Annotated in this window: 12 protein-coding genes and 1 tRNA gene; 9 read left to right on the top strand and 4 right to left on the bottom strand. The window is 60.9% G+C overall.

Annotated features, from left to right (window positions below; genetic code table 11):
• The first annotated feature begins 209 nt into the window (after positions 1 to 209).
• From BM413_RS17555 to BM413_RS17530, 6 genes are all read left to right on the top strand, one after another.
• Positions 210 to 1,598 carry an aldehyde dehydrogenase family protein gene (locus BM413_RS17555; RefSeq protein WP_091915326.1) on the top strand — a complete coding sequence of 463 codons (1,389 nt, stop codon included), beginning with the start codon at positions 210 to 212 and terminating at the stop codon, positions 1,596 to 1,598.
• A 266-nt stretch (positions 1,599 to 1,864) separates the two neighbouring features.
• Positions 1,865 to 3,037, top strand: coding sequence for an iron-containing alcohol dehydrogenase (locus BM413_RS17550; protein ID WP_091915325.1), 1,173 nt, complete (start codon positions 1,865 to 1,867; stop codon positions 3,035 to 3,037).
• A gap of 275 nt (positions 3,038 to 3,312) precedes the next feature.
• Positions 3,313 to 4,419: an ABC transporter substrate-binding protein gene (locus tag BM413_RS17545; protein ID WP_091915324.1), complete on the top strand. Its 1,107-nt coding sequence runs from the start codon at positions 3,313 to 3,315 to the stop codon at positions 4,417 to 4,419.
• A 132-nt stretch (positions 4,420 to 4,551) separates the two neighbouring features.
• Positions 4,552 to 5,397: an ABC transporter permease gene (locus BM413_RS17540; protein WP_175544354.1), complete on the top strand. Its 846-nt coding sequence runs from the start codon at positions 4,552 to 4,554 to the stop codon at positions 5,395 to 5,397.
• Positions 5,394 to 6,185, top strand: a complete 792-nt coding sequence (locus BM413_RS17535; protein ID WP_091915321.1) for an ABC transporter permease — start codon at positions 5,394 to 5,396, stop codon at positions 6,183 to 6,185. The genes BM413_RS17540 and BM413_RS17535 overlap by 4 nt, the downstream gene beginning before the upstream one ends.
• A gap of 20 nt (positions 6,186 to 6,205) precedes the next feature.
• Complete coding sequence (locus tag BM413_RS17530; protein WP_091915319.1) at positions 6,206 to 7,273, top strand: ABC transporter ATP-binding protein; 1,068 nt, start codon at positions 6,206 to 6,208, stop codon at positions 7,271 to 7,273.
• Between the two features lie 2,050 nt (positions 7,274 to 9,323).
• On the opposite strand, the gene BM413_RS17520 is transcribed toward BM413_RS17530, so the two are convergent.
• Positions 9,324 to 9,398 (bottom strand) — tRNA-Val (locus tag BM413_RS17520).
• A 104-nt stretch (positions 9,399 to 9,502) separates the two neighbouring features.
• A complete protein-coding gene (locus tag BM413_RS17515) occupies positions 9,503 to 9,865 on the bottom strand; it encodes a cell cycle two-component system response regulator CpdR (RefSeq protein WP_091915315.1) in 363 nt (120 codons plus the stop codon).
• 212 nt (positions 9,866 to 10,077) lie between these two features.
• Here BM413_RS17515 and BM413_RS17510 point away from each other — a divergent pair, with 212 nt between their 5' ends.
• Positions 10,078 to 10,968 carry an N-formylglutamate amidohydrolase gene (locus BM413_RS17510; protein ID WP_162931566.1) on the top strand — a complete coding sequence of 297 codons (891 nt, stop codon included), beginning with the start codon at positions 10,078 to 10,080 and terminating at the stop codon, positions 10,966 to 10,968.
• A 232-nt stretch (positions 10,969 to 11,200) separates the two neighbouring features.
• Positions 11,201 to 11,974 (top strand): histidinol-phosphatase, encoded by a 774-nt coding sequence (gene hisN / locus BM413_RS17505; protein ID WP_091915310.1) that lies wholly within the window; start codon positions 11,201 to 11,203, stop codon positions 11,972 to 11,974.
• 108 nt (positions 11,975 to 12,082) lie between these two features.
• Here hisN and BM413_RS17500 read toward each other — a convergent pair whose 3' ends face one another.
• Complete coding sequence (locus tag BM413_RS17500) at positions 12,083 to 13,039, bottom strand: alpha/beta fold hydrolase (RefSeq protein WP_091915308.1); 957 nt, start codon at positions 13,037 to 13,039, stop codon at positions 12,083 to 12,085.
• A 440-nt stretch (positions 13,040 to 13,479) separates the two neighbouring features.
• Here BM413_RS17500 and BM413_RS17495 point away from each other — a divergent pair, with 440 nt between their 5' ends.
• Entirely contained in the window at positions 13,480 to 13,947 is a 468-nt protein-coding gene (locus BM413_RS17495; RefSeq protein WP_091915306.1) for an Hsp20 family protein, read from the top strand.
• A 63-nt stretch (positions 13,948 to 14,010) separates the two neighbouring features.
• On the opposite strand, the gene BM413_RS17490 is transcribed toward BM413_RS17495, so the two are convergent.
• Positions 14,011 to 15,060: a threonine aldolase family protein gene (locus BM413_RS17490; protein ID WP_091915304.1), complete on the bottom strand. Its 1,050-nt coding sequence runs from the start codon at positions 15,058 to 15,060 to the stop codon at positions 14,011 to 14,013.
• Positions 15,061 to 15,073 lie beyond the last annotated feature (13 nt).

Genomic DNA, 15,073 nt, shown 5'->3' with positions numbered 1-15,073 from the left:
TTCGGCAAGCTCAGGGTCGCACCTCAGGATGAGGGAGGGGTGTTCCGCTTCCCAATTCCTGGAACGCAGGCATGTTGGAATTTGATGGCGAGTTGCAGACCTCCCTCATCCTGAGGTGCGAGCGAAGCGAGCCTCGAAGGACGCACTAGTCAACAGCAGCAAAACAAATCGCGGGCATAGCTCGCAAATGGAATTCATCGGAGTTACCCATCTTGGAAACCGTAAAACTCATATCCCCCATCGATGGCTCGATCTATGTCGAGCGGCCCATCGCGACCGATCAGGCTGTCAACGCTGCCGTCGAACGCGCGCGCGCCGCGCAGGTCGACTGGGCGCAGACCTCGATTGCCGAGCGCGGCAAATACATGCTGGCCATGCTCGAGGCGCTGGTCGCCATGAGCGACGAGATCGTGCCGGAGATCGCTTGGCAGATGGGCCGCCCCGTCCGCTATGGCGGCGAGTTCGGCGGCGTCAGGGAACGCACCAACTACATGGTCGAGATCGCCGAGCAGGCTTTGAAGCCGGTGATGGCCTCCAATCCGAAGGACGGTTTCCGCCGCTATGTGAAGAAGGAGCCGCTCGGCGTCGTCATGGTCGTCGCGCCGTGGAACTATCCTTATCTCACCGCCGTCAACACCATCGTTCCAGCGCTGATGGCGGGCTCCACCGTCATCCTCAAGCACGCTGCGCAGACGATCCTCGTCGGCGAGCGTTTTGCCCAGGCTTTCGAAAAGGCCGGCCTGCCCAAGGGCGTGTTCCAGAACATCGTGCTCAACCACGCCCAGACCGAGAAGCTTCTCGGCTCGGGCAAGATCGACCATGTCAATTTCACCGGCTCGGTCGCCGGCGGCAAGGCAATCGAGAAGGCCGCGGCCGGCACCTTCATGACGCTCGGCCTCGAACTCGGCGGCAAGGACCCGGCCTATGTGCTGCCCGACGCCAAGCTCGACCATGCCATCGCCAATCTGGTCGACGGCGCCTTCTACAATTCCGGCCAGTGCTGCTGCGGCATCGAGCGCGTCTATGTCCACGAAAAGGTCTATGACGATTTCGTCGAGGGCTTCATCGCCGAGACGAAGAACTATGTCGTCGGCAATCCGCTGGAACAGGCGACCACGATGGGGCCGATGGCGCAGGCACGCTTTGCCGACTTCATTCGCGAGCAGAAGGCGGAAGCCCTGCGCAAGGGCGCGACCGCGCACATCAACATGAAGGTCGATCAGGACAAGGCCGGCTCGCCCTATCTGGCGCCGGAAGTGCTGACCAATGTCGACCACCAGATGAGCGTCATGCGCGAGGAAAGCTTTGGTCCCATTGTCGGCATCATGAAGGTGCGCGGCGACGAGGACGCCATCGCGCTGATGAACGACAGCCCCTACGGCCTCACCGCTTCGATCTGGACCGCCGACACCGACCGCGCCATCGCCATCGGCGACCGGGTCGAGACCGGCACCGTGTTCATGAACCGCTGCGACTATCTCGACCCGGCGCTCGTCTGGACCGGCGTCAAGGACACCGGCAAGGGCGCCGGCCTCTCACAGATCGGCTACGACAACCTGACGAGGCCGAAGAGCTATCATCTGCGCGAACAGATTTAGAGGTCGAGATGAGCTGCAATGTTGTTGACGGTCGTCATCCCGGAAGCCGGAGCGAAGCGCGGGCTATCCGGGACCCATTGGTCCGAAGATCGACAAACGCGGCCCGGTCCTCGACATTGCGCGTGTCAAAAGCGTTGCACGTATCCGCAGACCGGCCGTGCTGCTCAATAGGTCCCGGATAACCTTCGCTTCGCTGCGGTTTCCGGGATGACGCCATCGTTTTCCGTTTTCACTACACCAGGTTCTCGTTTTCGAAAGACCATTCCATGTCCAAACTCATCTCCAAATGGAACTACCCCACTGTCGTCCGCTTCGGCGCGGGGCGCATCTCGGAACTGCCGGAGGTGTTGGCTGCGACCGGCATCAAGCGGCCGCTCTTCGTCACCGATCCGGGGCTGGCCAAGCTGCCGGTCGTGGCCAAGACGCTGAAGCTGCTCGACGATGCGAAAATCCCCTATGGCGTCTTTTCCGACGTCAAGCCGAACCCGGTGGAATCGAACCTGACCGCCGGCATCGCCGTGTTCAAGAAGGGCAAGCATGACGGCGTCATCGCCTTCGGCGGCGGCTCGGGCCTCGACCTCGGCAAGCTCATCGCCTTCCAGGCAGGCCAGACCCGCCCGGTCTGGGATTTCGAAGACGTCGGCGACTGGTGGACGCGGGCTAACTCCGACACGATCGTGCCGATCATCGCCGTTCCGACCACGGCCGGCACCGGTTCGGAAGTCGGCCGCGCCGCTGTGGTGACCAACGAGGAAACCCACACCAAGAAGGTCATCTTCCATCCGAAGATGCTGCCGGAAATCGTCATCGCCGATCCTGAACTGACGGTCGGCATGCCGGCTTTCATCACCGCCGGCACCGGCATGGACGCGCTTGCCCACTGCCTCGAAGCCTACTGTGCTCCGGGCTATCACCCCATGGCTGACGGCATTGCCGTCGAGGGCATCCGGCTGGTCTTCGAAAACCTGCCGAAAGCCTTTGCCAACGGCAAGGATCTCACCGCGCGCGCCCATATGATGAGTGCTGCCGCCATGGGCGCTGCCGCCTTCCAGAAGGGCCTCGGCGCCATCCATTCGCTGTCGCATCCGGTCGGCGCGCTCTACGACACCCATCACGGCATGACCAATGCCGTCTTCATGCCCTATGTGCTCGCCTTCAACCGCGACGCGGTCGAGGAGAAGATCGCCCGCCTTGCCGCCTATTGCGGCATCAAGGGCGGCTTCGACGGTTTTGCCAAGGCTGTCATCAAGCTGCGCAAGGAACTGAAGGTTCCGAACACGCTGCCGGGTCTCATCAAGGGCCTCGACATGGACAGGAAACGCAAGACCTTGATCGCCGACATGGCGATCGTCGATCCGACCGCCGGTGGCAACCCGGTCAAGCTGACGAAGAAGGCAGCACTGACACTGCTCGAAAGCGCTATCGAAGGCACGCTCTGAGAGACAATCCCGGCCCCGCCCCGTCATCTTGCGACATGACAGGGCGGGGCTGGAACAGCCTTCGTCGAATAAGGAAAGGAGAACGAAAGACGGGGAGACACCAATCGAAATCATTAGCCGGAAAACGAACGCCGGCGATTGCCAGCCCTTTGTAAAAGTAGTTAGATTTTTAGATCGCGGACGGGTCGGGAGGCATTACTTTTCACACGACTGTCATCGAGTATCGGTAACCGCATCACAGGCGCGCTTGGGCGTCAGTTCAACGGAGAGAACACATGTTCAGTTTCACGGGAAAAGTGCTTTCCCTTACCGCTGCGTCACTGATGGTGACGTCGGCGATCGCCTCGGCACAGTCGATGGACGAGCTGGTCGCCGCGGCCAAGAAGGAAGGCCAGCTTACCACGATCGCGCTGCCGCATGACTGGTGCGGCTATGGCGCCGTCATTGCCGGCTTCAAGGCGAAATATCCGGAAATCACCGTCAACGAACTCAACCCCGACGCCGGCTCCAGCGACGAGGTCGAGGCAATCAAGGCGAACAAGGACAACAAGGGCCCGCAGGCGCCTGACGTCATCGACGTCGGCCTCTCCTACGGCCCGCAGGCCAAGGCCGACGGCCTGATCCAGCCCTACAAGGTCTCGACCTGGGATTCGATCCCCGACAGCGCCAAGGATGCCGAAGGCTACTGGTACGGCGATTATTACGGCGTGCTCGCCTTCGAGGTGAACAAGGACCTCGTCAAGGAAGCCCCGGCCGACTGGGCCGATCTCCTGAAGCCGGAATTTGCCAACTCGGTCGCTCTGGCTGGTGATCCGCGCGCCTCCAACCAGGCCATCCAGGGCGTCTATGCTGCCGGCCTGTCCAAGGGTGCGGAAGCCGGCGCCAAGGCAGGTGAAGCCGGCCTCGAGTTCTTCAAGGAACTCAACGCCAAGGGCAACTTCGTTCCGGTCATCGGCAAGTCGGCCACGCTCGCGCAGGGCCAGACCCCGATCCTCATCACCTGGGACTACAACGCCCTTGCGGGCCGCGACACGCTGAACGGCAACCCGCCGGTCGAAGTCATCGTGCCGAAGACCGGCGTCGTTGCCGGCGTCTATGTCCAGGCGATCAGCGCCTATGCGCCGCATCCGAACGCCGCCAAGCTGTGGATGGAATATCTCTACTCCGACGAAGGTCAGCTCGGCTGGCTGAAGGGCTATTGCCACCCGATCCGCTTCAACGATCTCGCCAAGAAGGGCGCGATCCCGAAGGATCTGCTCGACAAGCTGCCGCCGGCAGCCGCCTATGAAGCCGCTGTCTTCCCGACGCTGGACGAACAGGCTGCCTCCAAGGAAGCCATCACCAAGAGCTGGGATTCGGTCGTCGGCGCCAACGTCCAGTAAGCTTTGAAATGTACTGCCGGGTGGCCGCAATGGCCGCCCGGTTTCCCTTCAGGGTTCCGCTGCATGACCGACGCCACCATTTCCGATCCCGCAGCAGCCCGGCAATCCGGGCCGCCCGCGCAGGCGCGCGGCATGCGGCTGCCGCTTCACTGGCTGGGCGTCGCGCCATTCTTTATCTTCGCGCTGATGTTCCTGATCCTGCCGACCTTCTATCTGGTCGTCGGTGCCTTTCAGAACGATCAGGGCCAATTCACCTTCGAAAATATCGCTTCGCTGTTCCAGCCGTCGATCCTCGCCGCCTACTGGATTTCCATCAAGGTGAGCTTTGCTTCGGCCATCCTCGGCGCGCTGATCGGCATCGCCATTTCGATTGCCATCGTGCGCGGCGGTCTGCCGCGCTGGGTGCGCTCCGCCACCATGACGTTTTCGGGCGTCGCATCGAACTTTGCCGGCGTACCTCTGGCCTTCGCCTTCCTTGCCACCCTCGGCCGGCTCGGCCTGGTCACGATCCTGCTGCGCGACGTGCTCGGCATCAACATCTACGCGCTCGGCTTCAACATCCTGTCCTTCTGGGGCCTGACGCTGACCTATCTGTTCTTCCAGATCCCGCTGATGGTGGTCATCATCACGCCGGCGATCGACGGCCTGAAGAAGGAATGGGGCGAGGCTGCCTCCACGCTTGGCGCCACCCAGTTCCAGTATTGGCGCATGGTCGCCATTCCCGTGCTGTGGCCGAGCTTCCTCGGCACCGTCATCCTGCTCTTCGCCAATGCGTTTGGCGCCATCGCCACCGCCTATGCGCTGACCGGCTCGTCGCTCAACATCGTGCCGATCCTGCTCTATGCGCAGATACGCGGCGACGTGCTGCACAATCCGCATCTCGGCTATGCGCTGGCCTTCGGCATGATCTTCATCACCGGGCTCGCCAACATCTTCTACATCTGGTTCCGAACCCGCAGCGAGAGGTGGCTCAAATGAAGGTAAGCCGCTTCTGGGCGTGGGCGACCTTCATCGTCGGTGCCGCCTATTTCTTCATCCCGCTTATCGCGACGCTGGAGTTTTCGCTGCGCATGCGGCGCGGCGAATATTCCTTCGACGCCTATAGGGTCGTTCTGGGCGATATCCGTTTCCAGGAAACCTTTGGCTATTCGGTCATCATCGCCTGCTTCACCATCATTCTCGGCGTGGTGCTGGTGGTGCCGACCGCCTACTGGATCAGGCTGCGCATGCCGCATCTTCGGCCCGTGGTCGAGTTCATCACGCTGCTGCCGCTGATCATCCCGGCCATCGTCATCGTCTTCGGCTACATCCGCATGTATGGCTCGAACTCGCCGATACCGTTCCTCGGTTCGACGCGCGGCACCGACTTCCTGCTCATCATCGGCTATGCCACGCTGGCGCTGCCCTACATGTACCGCGCGGTCGACACCGGCCTGCGGACCATCGACGTGCGCACGCTGACCGAGGCCGCGCAGGTTCACGGCGCCGGCTGGACGACGATCATTGCCCGCATCATCCTGCCCAATGTGCTGATCGCGGTGCTATCGGGCGCGTTCCTCACCTTTGCAATCGTCATCGGCGAGTTTACCATGGCAAGCCTGCTCAACCGGCCTGCCTTCGGCCCGTATCTGCAGAACATTGGCGCGAACCGGGCCTATGAGCCGGCAGCCCTCGCCGTCATCGCCTTCGCCATCACATGGGGCTGCATGTCGGTCATACAGGTCCTGTCCCGCTTCGCGCCGAAGTCGGCAAACAACCCGAATTGAGCTGAAAGAAAACGACGCACATGTCCGAAACATTTCTCAGCATCCAGGGTGTCCGCAAGGCTTTCGGCCAGACCACGGTGGTGACCGATTTCAACCTCGACGTGGACCGCGGCGAATTCATCTCCTTTCTCGGGCCCTCCGGCTGCGGCAAGACGACGATGCTGCGCATGGTGGCGGGCTTCGAGGAGCCGAGCGCCGGCCGCATCATGATCGGCGGCAAGGATGTCACCAACCTCAAGCCCAACCAGCGCAACATCGGCATGGTGTTCCAGGCCTATGCGCTGTTCCCCAACCTGACCGTGGCGCAGAATGTCGCCTTCGGGCTCAAGGTCGCCGGCATGCCCAAGGTCGAAGCCGACGCGCGCGTCGCCGAAATGCTTGCCATCATCAAGCTGCCGGATTTCGGCGAACGCTATCCCTACCAGCTCTCCGGCGGCCAGCAGCAGCGCGTCGCACTCGCCCGCGCACTGGCACCCAAGCCCAAGCTCCTGCTGCTCGACGAGCCGCTGTCGGCGCTGGACGCCAAGGTGCGCGTCTCGCTGCGCGAGGAAATCCGTTCCATCCAGAAGAAGCTCGGCATCACCACCATCTTCGTCACGCACGACCAGGAAGAGGCGCTGTCGATGTCGGACCGCATCGTCGTCATGTATGACGGCCGCGCCGAACAGGTCGGCACGCCCTTCGAGATCTACAACCGCCCGTCGACGAAGTTCGTCGCCAATTTCGTCGGCACGCTGAACGTGCTCGACGGCGTCGTTTCCAACCCGGCAACGGCGACGGTGCGCGTCAACGATCGCGAAATCACGCTGAAGAAGGGCGCGCTGAACGGCGCCAAGGCCGGCGACACGCTGTCGCTCGCGCTGCGCCCCGAAGCCATCGTGCTGGGAAAACAGGCCGGCCGGGATTCCAGCCTCGGCGGCAAGATTTCCGATGTCAGCTTTTTGGGATCGGTCATTCGCGTGCGCGTCGGCGTCGGCAAAAACGCCGTCTCGCTCGACACCTTCAACAGCCCAACGAGCCCGCCGCCGGTCGTCGGCGAAGAGACGGAAATCAGCTTCTCCGCCGGGGACGTGCTGGTGCTGCATTAGTTCAGCAGGTTCGCCACCTCATTCTACGTACAATTGATCAGTGCAGTATTCTGCCTCCGGGCAAGGGCAGATCCTCAGGTTGGTAGAACATCGATGATTCCCCTGTTGCGGCAAGCGCGTCCCGCAATTCATTCGAAATAACGATGTGTGAAGGTTTCTGCTCATCACGCGCCAAATGATTGCCATTCAAGCAATCGGGATGATGGACGTAAAAGTCACACCCAAATATGAGTGTAGTGTCCTCGCGTTCAATTTTGCTCGTTACGTCCGACCGCTCCGGATCGATGCATCGGACCGGAGCTAAGGGAAGTACCAGGGAGTACCTCTCGCTAGTACCGTCGCGGCAATTAATCCTTATCGGAATGAACTGCACGAGGTCCTGTGGAACATAATTGAGAATTATCTGCTGCCACACCACGTCGACTGCAGGAGGAAGACCTACTGGCGGACAGTGCAACTTTTCTACCGATTTCAGCGGTGCCTTTATCTTAAAGGCAGGGGTACCCAACGTCAGGGGCGCGCGCTCAAATGATTTAAACTGTGCCGGGTGGACGGGTGACCCATCGTCAACTTCCGCGGGTCGATAAGCAGTGTCCAGTCTACCGTACCAGACCCAAGCCATATTTTATGCTCTCCAGCGCTAACATATGCAGTCGGAACTTTGTCAGACTCGCCAGAGTCTCTTATCGGTCTGCTTGAGATGGATATTGCTCCACTTAAAGCTGGGGCGAAAGAGCGGGCTATTTGAGAGGAACTGTCGTCCACCGCTTGCCCATTGGAAAATCAGAGGCGGTTCTTCTGAAGCGATTGGCGAACTGGGCGATGGGTCGCCTTAACTCACGCCAGGCGTTGCGAAGTCCGCAGGCTTCATAACTGCTCATCATGCAGTTCGCAGCCGAGGGGAGCAGTATGCTTGTCCAGGAAAAGTCCTGAACGGTGTTGCATACGAAAAGCTGGCCCGTGCATTGCAGCGCCGCGTCTTCATTGCAAACGGTGACGATCTGCCGGCACCTTCCTCTCGTCATCCTCGGGTCGGAGCATGAGCGCAGCGCATGCGAAGAACCCAGGGATCCATGCCTGAACGTTCACGAAAGCCGCTGCGGTGCAGAACTGCCGAAGCTGAAGCGCGCGAATTAGGGGGAAAGATTTTCGCTCACTTTCCCCTCAACCCATTGTTTCCGCTCACCCCACACATTTTTTCACCCCCAATCTTTCCCCACCCCAAGACACCTCGCGCATAATCCCTGCCATCGCTCTTGCGGGACCGGGTTCTGGAACCGGGATCGGGGAGAGCGGCGGTGACCTCCCGCCCTGGTGTGGTAGCCAGGAACCCGAGGGCCCGACACAGGCCGGCATCCTGCGGCCGCATGCCCTGGCCGGAAGCTTCAGGTGAAAACCTGTGGCGGAAGGACCAAGGGCAGATCGCGCAGGATGCGGAGAACCCGCGGCGTCTTGTCCATGGAATGTACATGGAGCGGGCGTTGTGACCGACCGACTTCGGGACAGACACCGAGCGGGGCGCGGAAGTCGCGCCACGTATTTACATTAGGAAGGCACGGCCAAGCGCCCCGCTTCCCACCCTCGTAGAGGGAGTTCTTTGACAATAGCCAGATGCGAAAGCAGGCGTGGCGATGAACAGGTGCGTCCTTCGAGGCTCGCTACCGCTCGCACCTCAGGATGAGGGAGGGTGTGCCGGCAGAAGCGCTCCATTCCGAAATGTGCTCGCATCTCAGGAAGAGGACCGTAGTGCGCCATCCCCACGTCCTCGAAGTATCACAAGATCGCAAGGCACCCACCTCCCTCATCCTGAGGTGCGATCCTGAGCTTGTCGAAGGGGAGCCTCGAAGGACGCACCGGAACGCACTGCGGACAGTTTACTTGTCTGCCCCGGAAAGGCGCGGCAGTTGCGATCTCGCGCAAGGGGCAAAAAGTAAACTGTCCCCAGCACCTTGGCCGGCCGCAGCAAGATCGTCGAAGCCCGATCCCCCGACAACACCCATAGGGTATCCGTCCGGCGCAGAACGCTTAATCAGCCAAGTATTTGAAAGGATGGTGGGCGTGACAGGGATTGAACCTGTGACCCCTGCAATGTCAATGCAGTGCTCTCCCGCTGAGCTACACGCCCATCCGACGCCGCGCATACACCACACAATTGACAGGCGCGTCAATAGTGGGAATTGGGAAAGATCAGCCTTTTACAGTTATCTTTCCCGGCGGCCAAAAAGCCGCTCAGGCGGCGTGCAGCATTTTCTCGACCTCGTTGACGAGATCGCGCAGATGGAACGGCTTGGAAAGCACCTTGGCGTCCTTGGGCGCCTTGGAATCGGGGTTCAGCGCAACGGCGGCAAAGCCGGTGATGAACATGACCTTGAGGTCGGGGTCGATCTCGGTGGCACGGCGGGCGAGTTCGATGCCGTCCATTTCCGGCATGACGATGTCGGTCAGGAGGAGCGAAAAGGGCTCTTCGCGCAGCCGCTCATAGGCGCTGGCGCCGTTGTCGAAATCGCTGACGTCATAACCGGCGCGCTCCAGCGCCTTAACCAGAAATCGACGCATATCGTCGTCGTCTTCCGCCAGAAGAATGCGTGCCATCGTGTCCCGTCCGAATCACTTCAGGAAACCGCAATAATGCGGCCCCGTTAACCATTCTGTATATGAAGCTTGGAGGGTAAACATCAAGTGAATGTCGATATCCATCGCCATATGCTGACATACCGTCAACCAGCGAGGCGCTGGACAGAATGCCTGGCAGATGGCACGTTCATGATCATGATGCAGTGGGTTTTGCGGGTTGGACAGAGTTCATGACAGCGGCCGATGATTTCTCGGTGGTCGCACCGTTCGAGGTTCGCACCAGCGCCGAGCAGCGGGTTCCGTTCGTCTTCAACTCTCCCCACAGCGGCCGTCACTATCCCGAGCGCTTCCTGGCCATGACGCGGCTCGACGGCAATGCCATCCGCCGCTCCGAAGATTGCTATGTCGACGAGTTGTTCGGTGGGGCGGTGGCGCTGGGCGCGCCGCTGCTGGCGGCCAATTTTCCGCGCGCCTATCTCGACGTGAATCGCGAGCCCTGGGAACTCGACCCGCGCATGTTCGTCGAGCCGGTGCCGTCGTTTGCCAACATCCGCTCGGCGCGCGTCGCCGGCGGGCTCGGCACCGTGCCGAAGCTGGTGGGCGAGGGGCTCGACATCTATCCCAGCCGCCTGCCGCTCGCCGAGGCGCTCGCGCGCATCGAGGCGGTGTACAAGCCTTATCACGCGATGCTGAAGCGGCTGGTGACCGGCACGCATGCGCGCTTCGGTTTCGGCGTTCTGATTGACTGCCATTCGATGCCGGCCAGCATCCGCATCGGTGAAAACGGCATGCGGCCGGATTTCATCATCGGCGACCGGTTCGGCGTCTCGGCTTCGCGGGCGCTGACTGAAAATGCCATCGGGCTGCTGATCGCCATGGGCTATACGGTCGCCCACAACAAGCCCTATGCCGGCGGCTTTATTACCGAACATTACGGTCGCCCGGCGCGCAATCTTCACGCCCTGCAGATCGAGATCAACCGCGGCCTCTATATGAATGAAAGGACGTTCCAGAAGTCTTCGGGCTTCGATGCGCTGGCCGACGACCTGACGCGGTTCTGCGCCGACCTGATGGCCATCCCGGACAGTGATATCGGCGATCTGCCGCTTGCCGCCGAATAATTTCGAACGCCTGCGGCGGCCTCTCAAAAAAAACCGCGCTGTTCGCACAACGCGGTCGAAGTCTAGGGAGGAAACGCCCAAGGAGGGCATAGACAGGCGAACCCGTCTGTGAACAAAGTTATTGTGCGCTGCACAAATGTCAAGCGACTTTATGCTTTTTTAATTCAGAGTGATGTGGCAATTCCCCGTTCGGAAACACCTGTGCCATTCACGCAACATCGGGGAGATACGATTGCCCGTCACCGTTCAGTTCATGCGGCGTATCGCGGAAGCCGCAGCGGCCGAGACATTGCCGCGCTTCCGCCAGCAAGGTGCTGTTTCCAATAAGCTTTCCGGCGGGTTCGATCCGGTGACCGAGGCCGATCGCGAGGCCGAGCGCGCCATTCGCGCGCTGATCAACGCCGAATTTCCGGACCACGGCATTCTCGGCGAGGAACACGGCATCGAGAACGCTTCGAGCAGTCACGTCTGGGTGATTGATCCTATCGACGGCACGCGGGCCTATATTTCCGGCCTTCCGGTGTGGGGGACTCTGGTCGGACTGACCGTCGACGGCGACTCGGTCGCCGGGTTGATGTCCCAGCCTTTCACCGGCGAATTGTACTACGCCAACGCGTCGGGCTCGCATTACGAAGGTCCGGGAGGTTCGCGAAAACTCTCGACCCGCAAGACGACGTCACTGGCCGACGCAACGCTGTTCACCACCACGCCGGCGCTGTTCAAGGGTGAAAAACGCAAGCTCTACGACCAGCTGGAAAGCCAGGTCCGGCTCGCCCGCTACGGCACCGACTGCTACGCCTTTGCCATGGTGGCCTCCGGCAATGCTGATATCGTCGCCGATCCCGGCCTGCAGCCTTATGACATCGTCGCGCTGATTCCGATCATCGAGAAGGCGGGCGGCGTGGTCACCACCTTCAGCGGGGGACCGGCGGAAAAGGGTGGCGACATACTGGCGTCGGCCACGCCGGAGCTTCATGCGGCGGCGATGGAAATTCTCAACGGCTGATCGGCGCTAGAGCGAGATGACTACTCGTTGAATAGCTATCCCGCTCTAGAGTATTGATTTTTAAGCATTATCTTATCCGAAAAGTCTGCAACTTTTCGGGATCATGCTCTAGATCACCGGCGCGTCACTGCCGGGAATGAAGGCGTCGAAGGCGGCGAGGAACTGTTCGCGGTAGATATCGGCTTCCTGAAGAATTTCGTGGCGGGCGCCGTCGATGGTCAGCAGCGAGCCGACGCGCAGGCGTCTGGAATAGTCCTCGATCGCGCGGTTCGAAACGACTTCGTCGGCGCCGGCGACGATGAAGAGCGTCGGGATCTGGACCTTTGCCATGAATTCCGGGCTCTGCACGATCGCACTGGCTTCGGCCGCCGCGCGAATCCAGGCGACGGTGGGGCCGCCGAGGCCCAGATGCGGATAAGTCTCGTAGAGCAGGCAATTGCGCCGGTAGCGGGCAGGATCGGTCGTAAGCTTGTTTGTGGCGAAGGGTTCGACCTGGCCCTGACGTCCACCCGAGACATACAATTTGCCGAGGCCGCTGTAATAAAGCGCGTTGCCCATGCGCCTGATCGCGGGCATCGACAGCGGTGACTTGTGCAAGGCGAAAAACGGGGCGATCAGCACCATTCGCCGGACGCGGTTGACCATCGCCGGCGTGCCCAGAAGCGCGATCAGCGCGCCCATCGAATGGGCAAGGATGTAGTAGGGGCCGCGGCAATCGGGCAGCACGATCTCGGCAAAGAACTGTTCGAGATCGCGGGTGTAGTCGAGGAAGCCGCGGACATGGCCGCGGCCTGCATCGCGGATCAGCCGGTCGGAAGCACCCTGACCGCGCCAGTCCAGGCTCGCCGACCCCAGGCCGCGTGCTGCAAGGTCGCGGGCCGTTTCGAAGTATTTCTCGATGCACTCGTTGCGGCCGGGCAGGATTATGACCGTGCCCTTGAGCGGACGCGAGGTTGCCGGGAAAAGCGCATAGCGCAGCTTTTTCTGGTCGAAGGCGGTGATGTAGCCGGAGGTCGCCCTTTCAGGCTTCGGGTTTCCGGGGATGTCGTAGAAATAGTCCGTCATCTTCGGCTTGTTCTCATTCGCGCCGAAGGCCGGCCCTGAAACTGATAAAAGCGTAGCGATGAAATGCAAACAAATTTAGACCGCAGGCGGTCGTAAAGAAGCAAGGCCGGAAGCAGCTTTCACTGACTTCCGGCCTTTGTCGATCCGAGTGGAAGGGACGTTACACCCGGCTCGGCCCCGTCGCGGCAGGATACGCACCGCTAACTTTCACATTGAGGCCAATCTAGCAGGGCGCTTCTGAACGCTAACCGAAGCACCGGTTCATCCTGCGTTCATCAACGTGGATTTTTCGCGTTGGAAAAACCCTTGAAATGGCTGGAGGGGGCACCCAAATGACTTCTTGCGGTCGCCAATGAATGGGGCCGCTGATCACGCCGAAACGCCATCATGGGTAAGGCAGGTCACACGCGAACAATGTTGCTCAACTGGAGAACAGAACCATGCGTCATGTTGATTTTTCCCCGCTCTATCGCTCTACCGTCGGCTTCGACCGACTTTTCACGATGCTCGATTCCCTTGCCCAGCCGGAAGGCGCGCAGACCTATCCGCCCTACAACATTGAACGGACCGGCGAGGATTCCTATCGCATCTCCATGGCGGTAGCGGGTTTTTCCGATAGCGATATCGCCATCGAAGCCCATCGCAACGTCTTGAGCATCAAGGGTGAGCGCAAGGACGAGGGCACCGGCGAAGGCTCCGAACTGCTTTATCGCGGCATTGCCTCGCGCGCTTTCGAGCGCCGCTTCCAGCTTGCCGACCATGTCGATGTCACCGGCGCCAATCTGAAGAACGGCCTGCTGCACATCGATCTCAAGCGGACCATTCCCGAAGAGCTCAAGCCGCGCAAGATTGCGATTTCGGCCCCTTCGGACAAATCCGCCAAGCAGATCGAAGCCAAGACAAACTAATTCAGTACGCTCCTCCCGAGCGAAAAGCGGCGCCTTCGGGCGCCGCTTTTTTGTTCAGCTTAGCTATGCGATCAAATCGCCGAATCGATCGACATCGTCAGCCGTTGTCGCAAAGCTGGTGACGAAGCGGCAGAGCGTTTCGTTCTCGTCGATTCGCTCGGCAAAGCCGTGCGGCGCGTTCCAGGGAAAAAACACGGCACCCGCATCCGTCGCCGCTTTCATCGTGTCCTTGCTCATGATTGCGAAAACCTCGTTGGCCTGTGGCTGCCAGCCGAGACGGGCCTTGCTGGACGCTTCGATGACCTTGCCCAGACGCGCGGCCATGGCGTTGGAGTGACGGGCCGTTTCGAGCCAGAGATCGTCCGTGAAATAGGCATCGAACTGGGCAGCGATGAAGCGCGACTTTGAAAAAAGCTGGGCGGCGCGCTTGCGCAGGAAGCCGAACTCGCGGGCCTTGCCGGTGTCGAACAGCACCACCGCTTCGGCACACCAGCAGCCATTCTTGGTGCCGCCGAAGGAAACGATATCGACGCCACGCTTCCAGGTCATCTCGGCGGGCGTCGTCTCAAGCGATGCCAGCGCGTTGGCGAAGCGTGCGCCGTCCATGTGAAGCGGCAGGTTGCGCTTCTTGGCGACGGCCGAGATCGCATCGATTTCGGCCAGGCTGTACACGGTGCCGACTTCGGTGGCTTGCGTGATCGACACGGCGATGGGCTGGCCGGCATGGACGAATTCCGGTTCGAAATGCGAAATCGCCTTTTCAAGATTGCCGGGGTTCATTCGTCCGAGCGGCCCATCGACGGCGCGCAGGCGGGCGCCGCCGGAAAAATACTCGGGCGCGCCGCATTCATCTTCCATTACATGCGCTTCGCGATGGCAGAAGGAGACGCCGCCGGGGCGGTTGTAGGCAGCCAGTGACAGCGAATTCGCTGCCGTTCCGGTGGCGACGAAGAAGACAGCGACTTCGCGCTCGAAAATTTCGCTGAATTTTTCGTAGACGGCGCGGTCGAGATCGCCGTCACCATAGGCGGTGCTGAAACCGGACGCGTGCGTTGAAAGCGAGGCGGCGATCTTGGGATGGGCGCCGGCCCAATTGTCTGAGGCAAAAAACATGTTTCGGTTCCGC

Source organism: Mesorhizobium sp. YR577, from assembly GCF_900116595.1.
Lineage (GTDB): Bacteria > Pseudomonadota > Alphaproteobacteria > Rhizobiales > Rhizobiaceae > Mesorhizobium_M.
This window is presented reverse-complemented; position numbering and strand designations above follow the sequence as displayed.